Origin of the sequence: Paenibacillus woosongensis, assembly GCF_030122845.1 — a bacterium.
GTDB lineage: Bacteria > Bacillota > Bacilli > Paenibacillales > Paenibacillaceae > Fontibacillus > Fontibacillus woosongensis_A.
In genome coordinates this window covers 1,128,316-1,147,116 of record NZ_CP126084.1, presented here as the reverse complement: position 1 = coordinate 1,147,116, position 18,801 = coordinate 1,128,316, and the positions used below count along the sequence as shown (strand labels likewise).

Below are 18,801 nucleotides of genomic sequence, written 5' to 3'. Positions count from 1 at the left end.
TTCTATTAAGTGAACTGAGCAAGGCAAAATCTGCACATATACACGAAATCAAGACATTCGTTATTTGACTGCCGCGATTGCGGGTTGAGCTGAGAAATCCAGCGCCTCAAGCAGCCCTTCGATATGGCAATGCATGCGACCGCTTCGATCATCCCTTCCTACGCTCCCTCTCACACCGAACACATCGCGCAGCATGCGATCGGTGATGACTTGCTCCGGCGGTCCGCTGGCATACATTTCGCCAGCTCGCATCACCAACAATTCATCGGAGCAAGCTGCAGCATGGTTGAGGTCATGCAGGACCATGACGATCGTAATGCCATATTTGCGATTCAGATCGTGGACTAGCTCCATAACCTCCCACTGGTGATTGACATCGAGATAGGTCGTCGGTTCATCTAATAAGATTAGCCCCGATTGCTGTGCCAAGGTCATGGCAATCCATACGCGTTGCCGTTCTCCGCCGGATAAGTTAGACAGCTTTCGCTCCGCGAAGGGAAGCGTTCCGGTCTGAGCCATGGCCCATTCGACAATCTCCTCGTCTTCCTTGCGCTTTGCGCCCCATACAGGCTGATGAGGAAAACGTCCGTAACTGACCAGCGAACGCACGGACACGTCCGGCAGAGATGCTTGACTTTGCTGAAGCATTGCCATATGCCGTGCCAACTGCCGACGGGGATAGCTGTCGAGCAGTCTGCCTTGTAAGAGCACCTTTCCTTGCGCAGGCTTTAATTGACCGGCGCAAGTTTTGAGCAAGGTGCTTTTGCCGCTGCCATTCGGACCGATAATGCTGTAAATTTTTCCGGCCTCCACCTGCCAATTCAGCGAATCCAGCACCGTACGGTTGTGAAGCCTCACAGACACGTCTTCCAAGCGTAACAACGTCATCTCGCTTCCCTCCTTAGCAAATATAGAAAGAACGGCGCCCCCAAAGCTCCCATCATAATGCCGACCGGCAGTTCCAAAGGAGCAAACATCAAGCGGGCGAGTGTATCGCAAAATGTCACAACGGCCGCTCCAAGCAGCACGGATGCAGGAAGTAAGAACCGATAATCACTGCCGATCAGCAAGCGGGCTGAATGCGGAACGATCAGACCGACGAAGCCGAGCAGGCCGACGACGCTGACCGCGCTTGCGGCAAGCAAGGTAGCGAGCGCCGTCAGGAAGAAGCGAGCTGCTTCCACCGCCAAGCCGAGGCCGCGTGCATTGGAATCGCCAAGGGCAAGTATATTCAAATGCGAGCTGCCAATGAACGCCAGGCTCATGCCAATGAGCGAATAAGGGAGAATGATTTCAAGCTCTGGCCAGCTTTTGGCGGACAAGCCGCCAACCATAAACACGAGGGCACCGTTCACCCGATCGCTGAAGAAAATTAACAATGCGGAGATGCCAGAGCCGAGAAAGGCGGACACGGCCACGCCTGCAAGTATGAGGCGCACCGGCTGTACACCGTCCTTCCAGGCGAGCAAATAAATGATGGCGGCAGCTCCGGAAGCGCCAAGAAAAGCGATAGGTGTCAGCATCGACCATAGATGTGGAAATAAAATGAGAACGATGATGCCGAATAATCCTGCTCCAGATGACACGCCGATGATGTGCGGATCTGCCAGCGAGTTCCGCATCACGCCTTGCAAGAGCGCACCGGACAGTGCCAGATTAGCGCCAACGAGCATGCCCACTAACGTGCGAGGCAGCCGAATGTTCCACACAATTTCCTTCATTGGACCGTCATAACCGTGAAAGACATATAACCAAATCTCTGACAACGAAATGCGGACTGCTCCGGTACCGATGCTGAATCCAGTAGCGAGGATTGCCGCAGCCGTCAAAGCGACAATGACAAGAACGCCTTTGGACATCGGAATACGGAAAGCATTAATGACCATTCTCATATGTATCCGGATAAACAAGCTTAGCCAAATATTCGACCGATTCACTTAATCGAAATCCCGGGTTTGAGAGAAACCGATCAGACGGCAAGATGATCATACGGTTTTCCTTCACCGCACGCAGCGATGTCCATGCAGGTTGGCTGGCCAGATCGGATTGAATTTTCTTCTCCCCATCTTCTCGCGCCCCGTGGATCAGGATAAACACATAATCCGGGTTTAGCTCGACGATTTTTTCCAGACTAAATGGTGCAGTCGACGGACTGTTGCTTGCTGCTTCCCATGTTTCCGCCAAATTGTGCATATGCAGCATAGTTGCGACCTCGATTCCGACGGTATCTTGCCGCTGCACAGAAAGACTGTTTGGGCTCACGTTCAGCATGATGTAAGTTGGTGCATCACTGGCCGGTACCTGGGCAGTCCATTCACGAATTTCCTGATCCAAATCGGCAAGTGCTTCCCTTGCTTTGTTTTCCGTCCCGGAGAGCTGACCGAACAACACCGCTTTTTGCTTCAAGTCCGCATATGTACTCAGATTGAACAGGGCGAACGGCACGTTACTCGCATCCAAAATCGCCGTTAACTCACGGTGAAACACCACAGAGCCGATCACGAGATCAGGCTTTAAAGCAAGTAGCTTCTCCGTATTGACGGTCGTCATTCCCCCGACTTCTTCGATTCGCTCCGCTTTATCCGGCACCGTTCCACCCGGTGATGTGGCGTGGGCAATGGCGTGACCGTCAACCGAATAAAGCAAATCCAATAGCTGCGGCGATAGGACGATGATGCGCTGTGGTTGCTCAGGCAGCCGAATCTCCCTTCCAGTGTCGTCTTCGAACGTGAGAAACGACTCCCTTTCCTCCGCATCATGAACAGATACAGGTCTAGACTCCGCTGACGGCGATAACTCCAATGCATCACGATTATTGTCGCTCGCAGGATTGGACGGCGCTGCACAACCGGATACGAACATAACTCCTGCTAGCAGTCCTCCGCTCCATTGGCGAAGTAAATTTTGCCGCTTGTATGCATGCATCACTTTGAACCTCCTGTCTTTTGATTCATACAACACTTCACTCAAAATAATATTATTCGTAATCATTACGATTAACTCATGCATATTGTAACAGCGCCTACTTTTATATGTCAACTACTTCGTAATGTTTACTATTAATTTTTTTGAAAATCAAAAGGACTTGACGGTTACAAAGGTTCCACAAGGTTTAGGTGGGAGGATGGCAAATATGCTGTAACGCCACCTCTATCGATGCCCCACCCTTTAATGCGTAGCTTGCAAATACATGACGGAATGTATGGCTAGTAAAATCAATTAATTCGTTGTTCTTATCTCGGATATTATGCTGTTTAATCCATGGTCGCAAATGATTCTTATTCCAATTTGAATGCGAAGCCAATCCAACCGGGTAGCCTTTTTTGCTTCTATTTCTTGACAGGAACAAATATGGAAGCCCTGATTCCTTTTGTAACGGCACTGCATATTCTTTGATTTTATCCAATGCGTATACTACTAGTTGATTCGCTGGCTTTGAAACCTCTACTGGTTCGGGACTCAACTTTCCAGTTGAATAAATTAGCATCGTATCGCCGCCTACTTGCTTGATTGAGGCGCTATAAATAGTGATCAACTCACTAATACGCAGTCCCAATTGAGTCAATATATTTAACTTATAATGTTATGTATTTTTTCGATTGAAACACTTACCCTTAGGATAAGCAGGGAGGTTGTAAATCGATGTCTGATTTAAAAAAACTGATCGGTGAAAAAATTCGTAGCATACGTAATAAAAAAAATCTGACCTTACTTCAATTAAGCCAAATAACAGGGCAACAAACCTCATATTTAACCGAAGTTGAACTTGGAAAAAGAAATCTATCCATTGATTCATTGGAAAAAATCATGGACGCTCTTAACATAAAGCCAGGAAATCTTTTAGATTTTCGAGAAATCGATCCAGATTCTCAGGAATTTGGGACCAGAACTGTCCTTGAGGTCCACTATCAATTTCTATTAGGGAAGAAGAGCGAAGATGTAAAGATGATCCATAAGATAACAACGGAGATTTTCAAATCAATAGATGCCGCAGCGAGGTCTGAATAGCCATTTTTTATCGCCATTAACACAAAAAGAGCGTTTTCTTTTTTACACGGGATTTCGCTCTTGTATTTTCTTTAACTGTACCTGCCAATAATCGCTTCAATAATTTGTAAGTTTTAAGAGCTGACAGTATCCCTATGCAACGCTTAGCCATGTTTTAATTTGGTCTAATGTTGCCTCACTTTTGGCTTGGTTGTAAATATATTCAATCATGTCGTGCTTTTTCTGGATACGGTAGTGATGTAACCCATCGTTTAAACTTCCTTGGCTGTCATACTGGTAATATAACGTAGAAAACATGAGCAGGGTCAAGTAACGATCAATCGCCTGAGTAGATCGAACCTGGTAACGATCCATGGCCGGTTGTACTTTCGCAGTTCGAAAATACGTTTCAATGTCCCAACGTTTGCTGTAATAGCATAGAATCTCTTCATTGCTCAGTGAAATATCCGTGCTCAGAAAGGCCTTCATCAGCTTAGATTCAAAGCCATCTCCCTCTTTCCAACATAGGAGCAGGGCGGCATTTTCCAAGAGATTGAGCTTCCCTTCATAGCGATATACTCGGTAAGCGGAGGAGCCGATCGTTCTCCAGACCTTCAGCTCCTTTAAAATACCCAATTGGACAACCAACCAGCCTAGGTTATAACCAGGTTTCTGAAAATCCCGATCTCAAAAGTAAAAAAAGCGCTTGAAAACCCAAGCGCTAGGTGTTATTCATGATAAAATGGCGGCGAAATCCCTTTAAGCACTTAGTTCCAGAAATACTGCATCCGCGTATACCCGACATCCCATGCTTTCATGTCGCCCTTAATCGTGATCTTCAGCTCATCCCCCGGCTCAAGCGGAATCTTGAATAGCGAAGGGAACAGATCAGGATGAGTACGCTGAAGTTCTCCAGAATTGCTCATGATCTCCCTGTCATCCCGAGTAACACTGATACTACCGGAATAATCCGTTGGTTCGGGGCATCCGTAATCGAAGGAGAAAATCGTCTGTCCCTCAGACTTGTACGTGAACGTTCTGGAATCTCCGCCTTCAGCGCCATATAGGTTATAGCGGAGCGGTATCTTCTGTCCGTTGATTTGAATACTGTCCGGTTTGTCTCCGGTGGATGAATTGCCCGAGTTGTCCGTCCATTCAGTGATCGCCACAAACGGACCCTCTACTTTAGTTGTTATTTTGTCTACCGCCGCCCCTAATCCCCATAAAGCTATAAAAAGAACCATACCCGATATAGCCGTTGCCACCAGATTGCGCCCGAGGCTCCGGTAACGGAAACCAAGCTTGTACGCCCCAAAACCGAGGGCTGCTCCAATCGAATTCTGAAGAGCGTCGTTGATATCGAAGCTGCCCAGGAATGTAAGGGCCTGGATCGTTTCCAGCACAAGAATCGCGATGAAGAATAAGATGATGAACCGGACAAAGCTGACCCGGTATAGCCATGGAATCAATATACCGAAAGGAATAAACGCAATAGTGTTCCCGAAAGCCACCATACTCATTAGGTTGGGATGCAGGAGATCAGCTGGAGACGGCAAACTAATAAAGTTCTCCGGCATGAAAATAAAGGTGTAGCTGGAAATTTGCTCCGAAGCCTCTCCTCTGCCGAAAGCGAAGAACATAAAATAAAGTACAATAATGGTATAGACAATAGTTGCGGTTAGTAAAATTTTGCGTTGTTTGACCATGCTTAACTCCTCCACTCTATTTTTCCACTTGTCACTATAACCTACTTGCCTGTTTCATGAAACCCCCACCCCTTAGCTTGATTAACTTTACTTGCCCAAATTCAGTTCTATGAAATGTAAAAAGAGACACCCTTGACTCTCTGACCAACCACTCCACGCAGAGGAGAACATGATATGTCTCATACGTTTATCACAACAAAATCATTGGAACAATCGGTCGGAACAATGGAAACTTCCGCTCCCCTGCATGATACACGCCGCTCATGCTTACTTGATGCAGGGTTTGAACCGGTGATCCGACTTATAGACGTCCGCATTACACACAAGAGCTAAGCATCGCAAGGCATGTAGAATTCAAGGCAATATCTTCACCCAGCGATTAGTTTCTGAAGTATTTGGCGAGTCATGAATGTGATCGGTCGGTCTTCGCAAATCATGTTCCAGATTTATTGTGTTATTCGCTTTTGCTTCATCCAGCAGGGCGGCCATTAACTTCTAGTATTCTTGGTAAGTCTGATCCGACCTCTTGGCTTACTTCCGCAAATTTTGAAGCAAGAAACGCCGGAATCCCCGGTTGTTCTTCATTTCACCGAATTACACTTTCCACCTCGATCATGCGCCGGACGGAAAGTTCACGACCTTCCTCGCTCTGAAGTTCTTCACGTGCTTTTGCCTTTTAGCCAAGATAAGTCATTTCTCACTTTAATCTCGCGATTCCCTTGCGCTTTGCTGCAACGCTCCTTAAGTGGGCAACCTTCAAGTCTGCACATCGGTAGTAACGCATTTGTACTTCATACACGCTTTCATTTTTTTGTATGCTCTCGCGCAGAAGTGAAGCGCGCATGGGCTTAATGACTGCAGGCGGCTCATTCAGGTTACAAAAGGGCGAGGGAGTGGGTATGGGTGAAGGAGTTTACGTCCGCCCTTTGAACGTCGTGTTGTACTCTTCTAACCTTTTCCAAGAACACGACGTTCAAGAGCGACCAGAACTCGTTCCCCCTCCCGACAACTGCAAGATTATAAAAGAGGGATCTGTCCCTAGTCATTTATGACTTTGAGACAGCCCCTTAAAATTAGAGTAGTAACCCGTAGTGCTTGATTTTACAACTTTTCCTCTAGATGGTTCAGTTATGACCGTTATTCCAACACCTCCACATTCGCATAAGGAGATTTTGATGACTCTAACAGGGGCTGCGACACCCCTTTCAGATGCATGTCGAAAAACGCGGTAATGTAATCGCGTTGTGCCGCAAGCGCCTGTTCCGGCTCGACGATTCCAACACTCCCCTGGACGACTTGAGGAGAAAGGCTCAGCTTACTGCTTATTTGCGGCAGCAGATATTGTTGATCGGTGAACGTATAATGCGCCCCGTTCGGTATCGCTACATCTAGTTTCCACCCGCTCGACTCGTTCCAGAACGATGCCCTATCCTCCGCCGTGAGATGGGAATCCACCTCTCCCTCGTCGGTAAAACCAGCATTCATTAGTAAAAACGGGCGGTCAAGTCCATGCTGAGCAACCGGAAGCAGGTGGTTGGGTAAATAGCCCATCGAGCCATCCATATCGATACCGGCGCCGATTCGCTCATCTTCATACATCGCTTGGGCAGCCGTTGCGCCGCCAGCAGAATGACCAAAAATGCCGATTCTAGATAAGTCCAGTGCAAGGTCCAACCCTTCAGGCAGCTCACGTTTCGCATGATCCGGATTGTTCCCTTCCTTGAGCGCCTCCAGTCGATCCAGTACAAACCGGACATCATCAACCCTGACGCTCATCATTTTCAGTACCGTATCCGCCCCGAAATCAGGCAATTGCTCGGTCTCTATTCTCCCTTCGGGAAACTCGACGACCGTTGTCTCATATGTGTGGTCAATGGTCACAACGACATAGCCATTACTGGCCAATTCCTGAACGTTAATCGTACCTAGACTTCTCGGAACAGATCCGCCCGGAGAATATATGATGACAGGCCAGCCCTTCTCTCCGTGCTCTGCGGGTGCGTTCAGCGAAGCATGAACGCCGATGTTGGATAGATCGATTCGGCCGGGCTCTACTCCGATTGTCGGCATGACGGTTTCGTCGTAAAATGCAGCTGCGTTTGGCGGTATATATTTGGCTTTCTGGCCAACCTCCCGGGTGGCCGGGTACCAGATACTGATCATAAGCTCCCGCTTTCGATCCTTTACCCAAGGATCGGCTCGGTCGATATCTGTCAAGTGGAGCTCCGTCACGCCCACTGGCATCTCGCCAGTCGGCTCAGGTAACGTGATGTGAATCCGTTCACCGGTATGCGGTTCGTCGTATTGTACTGGCGGTTCCGCCAAGATGAACAGGCTAACGGCCGCAACCATTACGGCTGCTGAGGCGAACATGGCGAACCTAACCTTACGAGCAGACTCCCCGTTGATAAACTTTATGATAGAATTTACTGTGATCATGTAATATGTCATATAGATCACCATAAACAATCCAACGCAAACCAATATTGGAAGCAGGAGATTTATACCACCCATTCCTCCGAAGAGCTTCCGCAGCCAGTTAAAGATAATCAAATAATGACCGAGGCCGACCAACAGCGGCAACAAGAAGATCAGTGCGTTCTGTTTCAGGATCGTAGCGGCGATTTCCTTGTGGCTCACGCCGATTTTTTTCAATATCTCATAGCGAGAACGATCGTTCGTCGCCTCCGTCAACTGTTTAAAGTATAGGATACTGCCCGTTGCGAGAAGGAACATCACACCCAAAAACCCTAGAATGAAAACATTGAAAGCTGCATTCTCGATGCCGAGGCGATACACGGAATAATAGGTCGATAGCTTCATTTCTGATGTCTGTATAGCTGCAAGCGCATCAGCGGTCGCCTTCGTATTCTTCTGGTCCTGAACGATGTAACCAACATATTGCTCGGTAGGAACTTGCGCTTCCAGCATGCGAAATGTATCGTCCGCAACGACGACCATAATATCCGGATAATGCCAATTGAGAACACGTTCAATCGTCATGCCTGCAAATGCTAAATTAACGTTCCCATTAGGCAAATCCAGGGTGATGGTTTCTCCTGCATAATCCGCCCATTCGTAATCGGTATACATGGGGCGAATCGCGATCACTTGATCTGATTCGTTCAGCGTTAACCGGTCAAGACTCAGTGCCTCCGCTACGCGATTATATTCGCTGGCCGATATCACTTTCACCGGATGCTCGGCTGCCTTGCGCTCACGATCAGACAAGATTTCGTCACTTGACGCTTCGCCGCTCAGATGGATGACCGGAATCGACATCTTGGCTTTCACGGGATGTGCATTGTCGCCACGTATGATCTCCTCGATCTTTTGATCGACTTCGTCATCCTGCGCTATATGCATGTAACTGAAAGGTGCCGTTACACGTGCCGTGTGCTCGTAAGCGTAGTAAGTGCTGAAACCGAAACTGAAGGCGCATAATGCGATAGCGGACAAGATGGAAATGACGCTTAGCGTACGTGCATTCCCTTTCATTCGGTACACCAGGTTGGAAATCATGATTAGGTTCATGCCCTTGTAATAATGGGACTTCCGCCTCTTGGCGTATTTCAGCAGGTAAATAACGAGCGATGAAAAAAGCAAGAAAGTTCCTGCGATGATGCCGACGGTCATGACGCCCAGGTTCGTAAAGATCTGTTCATTATTTTCAAAATTCCGAAGTCCAAATCCGTAGCCGACGATGAGCAACGCGACCGCGGCGGCAGCGGGAACGATCGACGCCCTCGGTTCCTGCTCCCCTTCCTGCTCTGCGCGGAACAATTCGATAAGCTTGAATCGATAGACCAATCGATAAGCTTGTATAGAAGTTATTGTAATTAGTATAAGAAATATAACCACAGTGGTAAGCACCGCAGGAAGGGAGAACGTGATTCCGACATCGACAGCTACTCCCAATAAGCGCATTAAAATCATGGCAAACAGCTTCGACAATAGCGTACCGGCCACAATGCCGAGAACCAGGACGCCGGCTCCAATTATCATATTTTCATAGAACAGCATCCGGCCGATTGTTTTTTTTGGAAAACCTAATAAAGCATATAGCCCGGCTTCTTTTTTTCGTTTGTGGGTAAAAAATTGGCCAGAGTACATCATAAAGACGGATACAAACAATACTAGGATGATTGATCCAACCATGAACACAGATTGCATGCTATCTGAAGATTCGACAGCCTCGACTACCTGCGTACTATATTGTAGTGAAGCAAAAACATAAAATATGGCGACGCTTGCGAACATGGAAAATAAATATATGAAATAGTTGCGAAGATTACCTTTTATATTTTTCTTGGCCAACTCAAATAACGTCATCCGTACGCCCTCCAAGCACCGTCAATACATCCAGAATCTTTTTAAAGAATGCTTGTCTCGGTGTCGTTCCTTTGACGATCTCGGCAAAAATGACACCGTCTTTTAGAAAGAGAACTCGACTGCAGTAGCTTGCCGCTAATGCATCATGAGTCACCATCAGAATGGTCGCATGCTCTTGTTCGTTCAGTTCATCTAGCGCCTCTAGCAGGCTGGCTGCAGCTCTAGAATCCAGCGCTCCCGTCGGTTCGTCGGCCAGAATCAGTCGCGGACGCGTCACAATGGCGCGGCAGGCAGCAGTTCGCTGTTTCTGACCTCCGGAGATTTGGTAAGGGTATTTTTCTAGAATATGCTTGATGTTAAATCGTTCCGTAATGGCAGACACTCTGTTCTCCAATTCGTCGACCGATATACCGGACAACGCGAGGGGGAGCAGAATGTTTTCCTTGACCGTCAACGTATCCAGCAAATTATAGTCTTGAAAAATGAATCCTAGCTTGGATCGCCGAAAAGCCGATAACTGCGCCTCGTTCATTTGAAGAACGTTTTCCCCGTCGATCACGATGCTGCCGGAGGTCGGTTCATCGATGGTGGCGGCCATATGAAGCAGTGTTGTCTTCCCGGAGCCCGATGGCCCCATAATGCCGACAAATTCTCCTTCGCCTATGCACATATCGATCCCGTGAAGCACCGGCACGACGTTCCCTTTATTCCCATAACTTTTCGTTAACGCTTTTATTTCAATAACCGTTTCCACTGTATCTTTCCTCCCTGCTTTCCCTTTTTCAATTTCCATCGTACCATGCCGGTGACTAGTTATCCTTACGCTGAACTTACGTTTTTCTACTGGCGAGCTTACATTTTTGTCACGGTACTAGTTGCAGTAGTGTTAGCCGAATTAAGATATAATAGGATTAAGGATATGGAGGCGTATGGAATGAAGATGAAGATAATGATCGTAGAAGACGACCCGACTATTCGGGGGTTAATCGGCGAGACCGTCGGGAAGTGGGGATACGAATCCGTATTGTGTGACGAGTTCAACAGGATTCAAGACTTGTTCCTTCAGACCGAACCGCACCTCGTGTTAATGGATATTAATTTACCCATATTCGATGGATATTATTGGTGCAGCCGAATTCGGGAATTGTCTAACGTGCCGATTATTTTTCTCTCCTCACGGGATTCGCCGATGGATATGGTTATGGCGATGAATATGGGCGGTGACGATTATATCCAGAAGCCGTTCTACGACGAAGTACTTATCGCTAAGATTAAAGCATTGTTGCGTAGAACTTACTCTTATGCCGAAACGCCAGTCAACATAATCGAGCACGAAGGCGTCCTGCTGAACCTAGGTGATCGGAAGCTTACTTCCGGCGATCGATCGATTGAACTGACAAAGAACGAATTCGTCATCGTACGGCTATTGTTGCAGAATAAGGGCCATATCGTAAGCCGGGACAAAATCATGCGCTGCCTATGGGAGGACGAAAGTTTCGTCGACGACAATACGCTGACCGTGAACTTGACCCGAATCCGAAAGAAATTGGATGAGATTGGACGTTATGGGTTCATTACGACGATCAAGGGAGAAGGTTATATAATCAAATGAGCTTTCTACATTATTTGGACGATAAACGGCATTTTCTGATTTTCTTTGCTGGGATGCTATCCTTCGTTGCTTTGATGATGTTCGTAAGCACCGAGGGAACGTATCGTGTTGGAGACATAATGTATACTCTATCCGGATGCGTGTTGTTGGCCGCGGTATACGTGGTCGGAGGCTATTTGCGCTGGAGAACCCGCAACAGGATATTACATGACCTGGTAAACAACAGATGGGACGAACTAACCGTAGCTTTGCCCGAACCTCTAACATATGAACAGCGTCAGTATACGGCACTGATCAAGAAGCTCTACAGCAATAAGCTTGAGGCCATCGGAAAGCTTCAAGACGAGAAAAAAGATTTTCATGATTTTATTGTTTCCTGGATTCATGAGGTCAAGCTGCCGATTACGGCATGTACCCTGCTGTTTAGAAATGCGTCAGGTAAGTCGGTAGAGGAGCTGATCCATGTATTCGAAGATGAATTGTTCAAAATCGACCATTATGTCGAGCAAGCCCTGTTTTACGCAAGAATTGATTCCTTTTCCAAGGATTACTTGATCGCGGAAGTCTCTCTAAACCGAATCGTGCGAAACAGTGTGAGAAAGTACGCAAAAATGTTTGTAGCCAAGCGAGTTCATTTTACAATGTGGGAAAAAGAGGAATGGGTGCATACCGATGCTAAGTGGCTCGGATATATCGTAGATCAGATCATGTCGAATGCCTTGAAATATGTCGGTGACAGCGGAAGCATCGTTTGCTCTTTCGAGGCAGATAACGAAGAGAAGAGGCTTTCCATAAGGGATACGGGTATTGGTATTAAAGCTGAAGATATTGGTCGTATTTTCGAGAAGGGGTTTACGGGCACTAACGGAAGGCAACTTGCAAAATCGACAGGATTGGGGTTATATCTCGCTAACCGCATGGCCGTCAAACTCGGACACCGATTGTCCGTCCAATCGGAAGAGGGAAGCTATACGACACTTACGCTTCACTTCCCTAACTCGAACCATTTATATGAAATGTGATTTATACTTTCAACTGCCGTCACGCCTTCAGCTCGGTTAAGTATCACCAGGGATGGGGATTACCTGCCTTGGCGATTGCTGTTAGGGGTGTATCAATTACCTTGTGAGACAGGGGTTGCCAAGGAGTTATTTCTTGACCAGTATGACAATCTATCTTTCCTATAACATCTCCTTCATTTTTTCTTGGTACCCTGTATTCCTGACGGACTATTTAATTCTTTCTTCCTAACAATGACTAATCCATGATTGCTCATCCCCAAGATACTCCGCTCTCTACATGTTCTCATATGATATTTCAGCCATATCTCCTACTCGTCATCGTCCAGTCTATGAATGACCCATTAAGAGGGCGATACCATCTGTAGCAACATGGTCAATGATTTCTATTTCTTGTTCACCTAGTAACTGTTCGCTGGGCTGCTGGGAAAATGGCCGGCGAATGCCCAAAAACGGTGGAAACTTGTGAAAAAAGCCTGACTGCGACCAGGATATGCCCAAGAGGTATCGGATGAAATCAATCGTTGTATTTGACAAGGGGCAGTAATAAACCGAATTGCATCTGCTGAGGTGACTCCATTATGGCTGCATTGACACTGCGTATCTAGCCGTTTCCCGAGAATCTGGAAGTTGAGTTATTTTGGTTCGGATCCCCTTTCGCGGACTACAAAGGGAATTGGAGAATTCGAGTCGCATTTCGGAGGTAACCGGGGACTTGAAAGTTATATCCTACCCTTGGGGAACAGTCCCCCATTTGCGCATGGGACAAATCTACACCAACGGGATTTGATCAAATCAAGCCATTTGAAAGTATTGTACATAGAATAACAATAGCAGAATGAATCAAGATCTGATGAGCAATGGATTTAAATTGCCCAAGAGCTTGATTGACTTCCATATAAAATCCGGAGCTTGGGCTTCAACAGTTTGACGAGATGATTTATTGCTTTCCAGTGTTTCGAATTCATTCGAGCCGCAAGTCAAGATGTATTGGAGCCCCTCCTACGTTTATGCGATTCTCCAATTTTCCGTGAGTTACTGCTCGTCGAGAGGATGTGCGGCATTCCCATACCGGCAATGACGTGATCGTCACCTCCGGGAGCCTGTATGTCCAAACGGCTCCAGGCGATCCTGTGCGATCGTACAGGCGAATCATGGTATCACGACTAAGTTTGTTATCGAAATTGCCCGGCCGGATGATTGGTCCATTTCGACATTGCTCCTCCACCCAACCCAGCAGACTTCACTAATGACGGTTAAGCGTGACATTAAGTTGCTTCTTGAGGGGCTTGTTCAAAAAGGCGGCCACTGGGATCAGAACATTTTAAACCAATGAAACGGCTTCACTATCGATATGGTTGAGCATTATCAACGCGATTCAATTAGGGGTTGGGCGTATCGGATAACGGGAAAATATCAGACTGTCGAGAAAGTCCTTTTCGAATAGGCACGAGGAAATCAAAAGTAAAAACAAGGTGATCAGATCGGTTTAAATCGATTTTTCTTATAAAAGTTGAGTCCACCCACATCAAAATGCGTTATATAGAAAGCCGGATTCACATTCTACCGATTTTTCGACAGTCTGAAAACATCCGGCTATACATGTTTGAATTTATTTTTGGTATTGTAATACTCAATTCATTGATGGTATAATTTAGTTGGCTTTTGGCAGCGAAAGAAGGTGATGAATTGATTGAGTCGTTTTGGAATATCTGTCTGCTTCACGATATATCAACCCGTGATCAGTTGCTTCGCGAGGCCATTAGAGTGAAGCGGACGCAACAACTTCTGGAACAGCAACAGTTGGCCGAAACGGAGCTAATGACAGAACCTGAGAAGCTGTTTCAGTGGATGAAGGAACGCGCCTTAGACAAAGAATTAGGCCATTTTCCCGGCGATCGGGATTTATTTTATAAATTATACCATGCAGGCAAGGATATGGACTTGTTGGAATACGCCTTGCTCACCATCCAACAAGATCGTGTTACAGGGAGCATTGTCGTCCATCCAGGAATCGTCGAGCGGTTTGTCGATCAGTGTGAGCGACATGGCTACAAGAACATTCTGTTTGCAGAAGCTGAGAAGTATATCAAAGGACTCATCGAAACGAAATGTTACCATCGACCATGGACAATCACATTGTTAACGGAAAACTACATCATAGGCAGATTATTCAAAACGTATTTCGAGCCCTATTCCAATATCCGCATCGTTCAAGGGTCCATCTATCAGCCGTTGCCTGCAGAACATCAACTCGACGCGATCCTGGCGATGCCGAATTTCGGTATGAAAATGAACGATGACGAGGTTGCGGTTCGGGAATCCGAAGGCGCAGCGGCCAGCTATCTCCTTCCACTCTTGCAAGACGGCGGGAGATTGAGCGTGACCTTTCCTGCACGGATGCTGTTTCAATCCGGCGCGATCGCCAGCTGGCGGAAGCAAATGAATGATCAGGCGCCGGTGCAAACGATCCATTCGCTTCCGGACGGCTTGTTTCGTCCCTACACTTCCATCAAGACCTATCAGGTTGACTTCTGCAAAGCGCCTGTGGAAGAAGTGATCCTCGGGAGGCTCCATATGGAGAAGTCAAAGCTTGTGGGGGAACGGGAGATTGCCATCCATCCCGACCGGTTCCGAGAGCTGGATCATTGGCGAATTGAACTACTATTGGATGAAGATCAGGATACACTTCGTTCCTTCCAACAGGCGGCAACCCCGAAAGTGAAGCTGCGCGATGTGGCAGAAATTTTTCGGGGAAAATCGATTCTTAAACAGGATCTAAAGCCCGGGAACATTAAGGTGCTGAATATATCCAATCTGGATGACGGCGAAGTGTTATTGGATCAGCTTGAAACGATTGACGAGGAAGAGCGGAAAGTGAAGCGTTACGAGATTCTCCCAGGCGACTTGGTTATGACGTGCCGCGGCACCGTGAACAAGCTGGCTGTGTTTCCGGAGACCCAAGGGGTAGTCATCGCCTCCTCGAATATGATCGTGATTCGATTCAAGTCGGTAATCAAGAGCCATTTTGCCAAAATGTTTCTGGAAAGCCCGGTCGGGACGGCTCTTATTCAAAGCTTCCAGCGGGGGACGACTGTAATGAATCTGAACCCGGCGGATGTGGCGGAATTGGAATTGCCGCTGATACCTGAAGACACACAGTTAGAATTAATAGAGCAATATATTCGTGAGAAGGAACGTTATAAAGAAGTCATTCGAGAAGCGGCGAACCGCTGGGAACAAGTGAAGAGCCAGTTATACGAGCAACTCTACTGAGGAGGAATTTAGGATCATGGCAACAGCGAACATTGGATTCGAGGAAAAATTATGGAGCATGGCCGATAAACTGCGCGGCAGTATGGATGCAGCGGAGTATAAGCATGTAGCTCTCGGTCTTCTATTTCTGAAATATGTGTCGGATGCATTTGAAGAAAAATATGAAGCATTGAAAAATGAACCGTATGCCGATCCGGAGGACCGGGACGAATACGTGGCAGAAAATATATTCTGGGTACCGAAAGAAGCGCGCTGGAGCCATATCAAGGATAACGCGAAGAAGCCGGAAATCGGGCAGATCATTGATAATGCGATGATTGCCATCGAGAAGGAAAATCCATCGCTGAAAGGCGTGCTGCCGAAAGATTACGCTAGGCCGGCGCTGGATAAAACTCGTCTTGGCGAAGTGATCGATTTGTTCTCGTTCAAAGTCGGCGATGAAGAAAGCCGTTCGAAGGATGTACTGGGGCGGGTATATGAGTATTTCCTTAGCAAATTCGCAAGCGCGGAAGGCAAGAACGGCGGGGAATTCTATACCCCGAACAGCGTTGTTCGCCTGCTCGTCGAGATGATACAGCCCTTCAAGGGCCGCGTATACGACCCCTGCTGTGGTTCCGGCGGCATGTTCGTTCAGAGCGAGAAGTTTGTAGAGGAGCATCAGGGGCGCATTGGCGATATCGCGGTGTACGGGCAGGAGTCGAATCCGACGACGTGGAAGTTGTGCAAAATGAACCTCGCCATTCGCGGCATCGACGGCAACCTTGGGGAGCATCACGCGGACACGTTTCACAATGATTTACATAAAAATCTGAAGGCCGATTACATCCTGGCCAATCCGCCGTTCAATATCAGCGATTGGGGCGGCGAGCGGCTGACGGAGGATACCCGTTGGGCATATGGGGTGCCTCCCGCAGGGAATGCCAACTATGCGTGGATTCAGCATATCGTGAACAAGCTTGCGCCCAGCGGCGTTGCCGGCTTCGTACTGGCGAACGGCTCCATGTCGACAAGTACGACGGCGGAGTTTGAAATTCGCAGCAAGCTGGTTAATGCCGATCTGGTCGATTGTATCGTCACCTTGCCGGGTCAATTGTTCTATTCTACGCAAATTCCGGTTTGTCTTTGGTTTATTGCCAAAAATAAAGCGCCAAAGGGCCTTCGGGACCGCCGCGGCGAAATCCTGTTTATCGATGCACGCAAAATGGGTCATATGGTGGATCGGACGCATCGTGAGTTGAGTGCCGAAGATATTCACAAGATCGCCGATACGTACCATGCGTGGCGCGGACAGACGGAAGCTGGTACGTATGAAGATGTGAAAGGTTTCTGCAAAGCAGCGAAGCTTGCTGAGGTTCAGGAGCATGAATACATCCTGACGCCAGGACGTTATGTTGGCATTGAAGAAGTAGAAGAAGACAGCGAACCGTTCGAGGATAAAATGGTGCGGTTGACATCGGAGCTAGCGGAACAGTTCGCCAAGTCCCGGCAACTAGAGGATGAAATTCGCAAGCGGCTTGGGGGGATTGGGTTTGAGTTTTGAGTGGAAAATCAAGAAGGTAGACGAAATTAAGGCAGATATCTCTAATGCAATAGCAATGGGACCATTCGGTTCAAATATTAAAACAGAAAACTTTGTAGCTAGGGGCGTTCCTGTTATCAGAGGTATAAATCTTTCTAAAGGGAAGCTATATGAAGAGGAATATGTATATATAACTGAGGAAAAAGCGGATGAACTTAAATCCAGTAATGCTTTCCCTGGGGACTTAGTGTTCACTCACAGAGGTACTTTAGGGCAGGTTGGAATAATCCCTTTTAATTCAAAGTATAGAAGGTATGTCGTTTCCCAAAGTCAAATGAAACTGACATGTAATACAAAGCAGGTGAATCCTCTCTTTGTTTATTATTTTTTTAAGTCTAACATAGGTCAACATGCTTTGTTGATGAACACTTCAACTACGGGGGTCCCTGCGATTTCACGTCCAGTGACTTCCTTAAAGAATATAGAAATACCTCTTCCAGCTCTTGATGAACAACAGCGAATCGTAGATATTTTAAACGCATTGGACGATAAAATCGAGCTCAATAACGCTATCAACAAAAACCTTGAAGAAATGGCCCAAGCCCTCTTTAAGCGGTGGTTTGTGGACTTCGAGTTTCCAAATGAAAACGGAAAACCGTATAAATCTAGCGGCGGTGAGTTTGAGGAAAGCGAATTGGGGTTGATTCCAAAGGGGTGGAATATTTCCAGTCTAAAGGATATTTCAACTATAATGATGGGTCAGTCCCCAAAGTCGGAGTACTATAATACAACGGGTGAAGGCCTTCCATTTCACCAAGGGGTATCGGACTATGGATACCGATTCCCTAAACACAATACTTTCTGTACCAATTTACTAAGGGTTGCGAAAAAAGATAGTATTTTGATTAGTGTAAGAGCACCTGTTGGTAGATTGAATATAGCTGATCGAGATATCGTAATTGGCCGTGGTTTAGGGGCTATAAATTCAATAATTAATTGTAATTCTTATTTATTCTATTTGTTGAAGAGGATTTTTGCAGTCGAAGACCGGCACGGTTCCGGTACGATTTTTAACTCAATAACCAAAAAAGAAGTAGAAGAAATAAAAGTAATTAGCCCATCTTCAACAATTATTCATCGATTTGAAAATATAGTAAAAAATATAGATCAACAGATTTCTGTTTTAAGTGCAGAATGTGACTATTTGGCACAAATCCGCGATACCCTTCTCCCCAAACTCATGTCCGGGGAGATCCGTGTCCCTGTCGATCGGGATCATAATGTTTCCGAGCTGCTAATGGTTGCGGAGAGCGCTGCAACATATCAAAGCTAACCCAAAGGAGGTGCAAG

At 46.9% G+C, this 18,801-nt stretch carries 14 protein-coding genes and 1 pseudogene; 6 read left to right on the top strand and 9 right to left on the bottom strand.

The annotated features are described in order from the left end of the window. Positions 1-60 precede the first annotated feature (60 nt). The 4 genes from QNH46_RS05040 to QNH46_RS05025 all read right to left on the bottom strand — a co-directional run bounded on the left by QNH46_RS05040 (position 61) and on the right by QNH46_RS05025 (position 3,565). Positions 61-888, bottom strand: a complete 828-nt coding sequence (locus tag QNH46_RS05040) for an ABC transporter ATP-binding protein (RefSeq protein ID WP_283927161.1) — start codon at positions 886-888, stop codon at positions 61-63. Then, positions 885-1,937 carry a FecCD family ABC transporter permease gene (locus tag QNH46_RS05035; protein WP_283927160.1) on the bottom strand — a complete coding sequence of 351 codons (1,053 nt, stop codon included), beginning with the start codon at positions 1,935-1,937 and terminating at the stop codon, positions 885-887. The genes QNH46_RS05040 and QNH46_RS05035 overlap by 4 nt, the downstream gene beginning before the upstream one ends. Further along, on the bottom strand, positions 1,876-2,925 hold the full coding sequence (locus tag QNH46_RS05030; protein WP_283927159.1) for an ABC transporter substrate-binding protein: 1,050 nt from the start codon (positions 2,923-2,925) through the stop codon (positions 1,876-1,878). Before QNH46_RS05030 ends, QNH46_RS05035 begins: the two co-directional genes overlap by 62 nt. Positions 2,926-3,112: 187 nt before the next feature. Beyond that, positions 3,113-3,565, bottom strand: a complete 453-nt coding sequence (locus QNH46_RS05025; RefSeq protein ID WP_074048690.1) for a site-specific integrase — start codon at positions 3,563-3,565, stop codon at positions 3,113-3,115. A 77-nt stretch (positions 3,566-3,642) separates the two neighbouring features. Between QNH46_RS05025 and QNH46_RS05020 the strand changes: the two genes are divergently transcribed. Continuing rightward, positions 3,643-4,008: a helix-turn-helix domain-containing protein gene (locus tag QNH46_RS05020; protein WP_283927158.1), complete on the top strand. Its 366-nt coding sequence runs from the start codon at positions 3,643-3,645 to the stop codon at positions 4,006-4,008. Positions 4,009-4,140: 132 nt separating this feature from the next. On the opposite strand, the gene QNH46_RS05015 is transcribed toward QNH46_RS05020, so the two are convergent. The 5 genes and pseudogenes from QNH46_RS05015 to QNH46_RS05000 all read right to left on the bottom strand — a co-directional run bounded on the left by QNH46_RS05015 (position 4,141) and on the right by QNH46_RS05000 (position 10,779). Continuing rightward, positions 4,141-4,635, bottom strand: coding sequence for a hypothetical protein (locus QNH46_RS05015; RefSeq protein WP_155609854.1), 495 nt, complete (start codon positions 4,633-4,635; stop codon positions 4,141-4,143). A 119-nt stretch (positions 4,636-4,754) separates the two neighbouring features. Then, entirely contained in the window at positions 4,755-5,693 is a 939-nt protein-coding gene (locus QNH46_RS05010) for a VanZ family protein (protein WP_095397594.1), read from the bottom strand. A gap of 534 nt (positions 5,694-6,227) precedes the next feature. Then, positions 6,228-6,516: pseudogene (locus tag QNH46_RS24535) on the bottom strand (transposase); the annotation flags it as partial. A gap of 314 nt (positions 6,517-6,830) precedes the next feature. Beyond that, positions 6,831-10,025 (bottom strand): FtsX-like permease family protein, encoded by a 3,195-nt coding sequence (locus QNH46_RS05005; protein WP_283927157.1) that lies wholly within the window; start codon positions 10,023-10,025, stop codon positions 6,831-6,833. Continuing rightward, the gene (locus tag QNH46_RS05000) at positions 10,012-10,779 is read right to left on the bottom strand and encodes an ABC transporter ATP-binding protein (RefSeq protein WP_283927156.1); all 768 of its coding nucleotides are present in this window, start codon (positions 10,777-10,779) and stop codon (positions 10,012-10,014) included. Before QNH46_RS05000 ends, QNH46_RS05005 begins: the two co-directional genes overlap by 14 nt. Positions 10,780-10,965: 186 nt before the next feature. Between QNH46_RS05000 and QNH46_RS04995 the strand changes: the two genes are divergently transcribed. From QNH46_RS04995 to QNH46_RS04975, 5 genes are all read left to right on the top strand, one after another. Continuing rightward, positions 10,966-11,637 carry a response regulator transcription factor gene (locus tag QNH46_RS04995; protein WP_283928353.1) on the top strand — a complete coding sequence of 224 codons (672 nt, stop codon included), beginning with the start codon at positions 10,966-10,968 and terminating at the stop codon, positions 11,635-11,637. Next, entirely contained in the window at positions 11,634-12,659 is a 1,026-nt protein-coding gene (locus QNH46_RS04990; RefSeq protein WP_283927155.1) for a sensor histidine kinase, read from the top strand. The genes QNH46_RS04995 and QNH46_RS04990 overlap by 4 nt, the downstream gene beginning before the upstream one ends. 1,686 nt (positions 12,660-14,345) lie before the next feature. Continuing rightward, complete coding sequence (locus QNH46_RS04985; protein WP_283927154.1) at positions 14,346-15,932, top strand: restriction endonuclease subunit S; 1,587 nt, start codon at positions 14,346-14,348, stop codon at positions 15,930-15,932. Positions 15,933-15,948: 16 nt separating this feature from the next. Beyond that, positions 15,949-17,472 (top strand): class I SAM-dependent DNA methyltransferase, encoded by a 1,524-nt coding sequence (locus QNH46_RS04980; protein ID WP_213595431.1) that lies wholly within the window; start codon positions 15,949-15,951, stop codon positions 17,470-17,472. Continuing rightward, positions 17,462-18,784, top strand: a complete 1,323-nt coding sequence (locus QNH46_RS04975; RefSeq protein ID WP_283927153.1) for a restriction endonuclease subunit S — start codon at positions 17,462-17,464, stop codon at positions 18,782-18,784. The genes QNH46_RS04980 and QNH46_RS04975 overlap by 11 nt, the downstream gene beginning before the upstream one ends. Positions 18,785-18,801: the final 17 nt, after the last annotated feature.

Bases quoted from the DNA above. Each gene is read 5' to 3' on its own strand.
- QNH46_RS05020 (WP_283927158.1), top strand. From the start codon at position 3,643: ATGTCTGATTTAAAAAAACTGATCGGTGAAAAAATTCGTAGCATACGT.
- QNH46_RS05005 (WP_283927157.1), bottom strand. From the start codon at position 10,025: ATGACGTTATTTGAGTTGGCCAAGAAAAATATAAAAGGTAATCTTCGC.
- QNH46_RS04980 (WP_213595431.1), top strand. From the start codon at position 15,949: ATGGCAACAGCGAACATTGGATTCGAGGAAAAATTATGGAGCATGGCC.
- QNH46_RS05010 (WP_095397594.1), bottom strand. From the start codon at position 5,693: ATGGTCAAACAACGCAAAATTTTACTAACCGCAACTATTGTCTATACC.
- QNH46_RS04995 (WP_283928353.1), top strand. From the start codon at position 10,966: ATGAAGATAATGATCGTAGAAGACGACCCGACTATTCGGGGGTTAATC.
- QNH46_RS05040 (WP_283927161.1), bottom strand. From the start codon at position 888: ATGACGTTGTTACGCTTGGAAGACGTGTCTGTGAGGCTTCACAACCGT.
- QNH46_RS04990 (WP_283927155.1), top strand. From the start codon at position 11,634: ATGAGCTTTCTACATTATTTGGACGATAAACGGCATTTTCTGATTTTC.
- QNH46_RS05030 (WP_283927159.1), bottom strand. From the start codon at position 2,925: ATGCATGCATACAAGCGGCAAAATTTACTTCGCCAATGGAGCGGAGGA.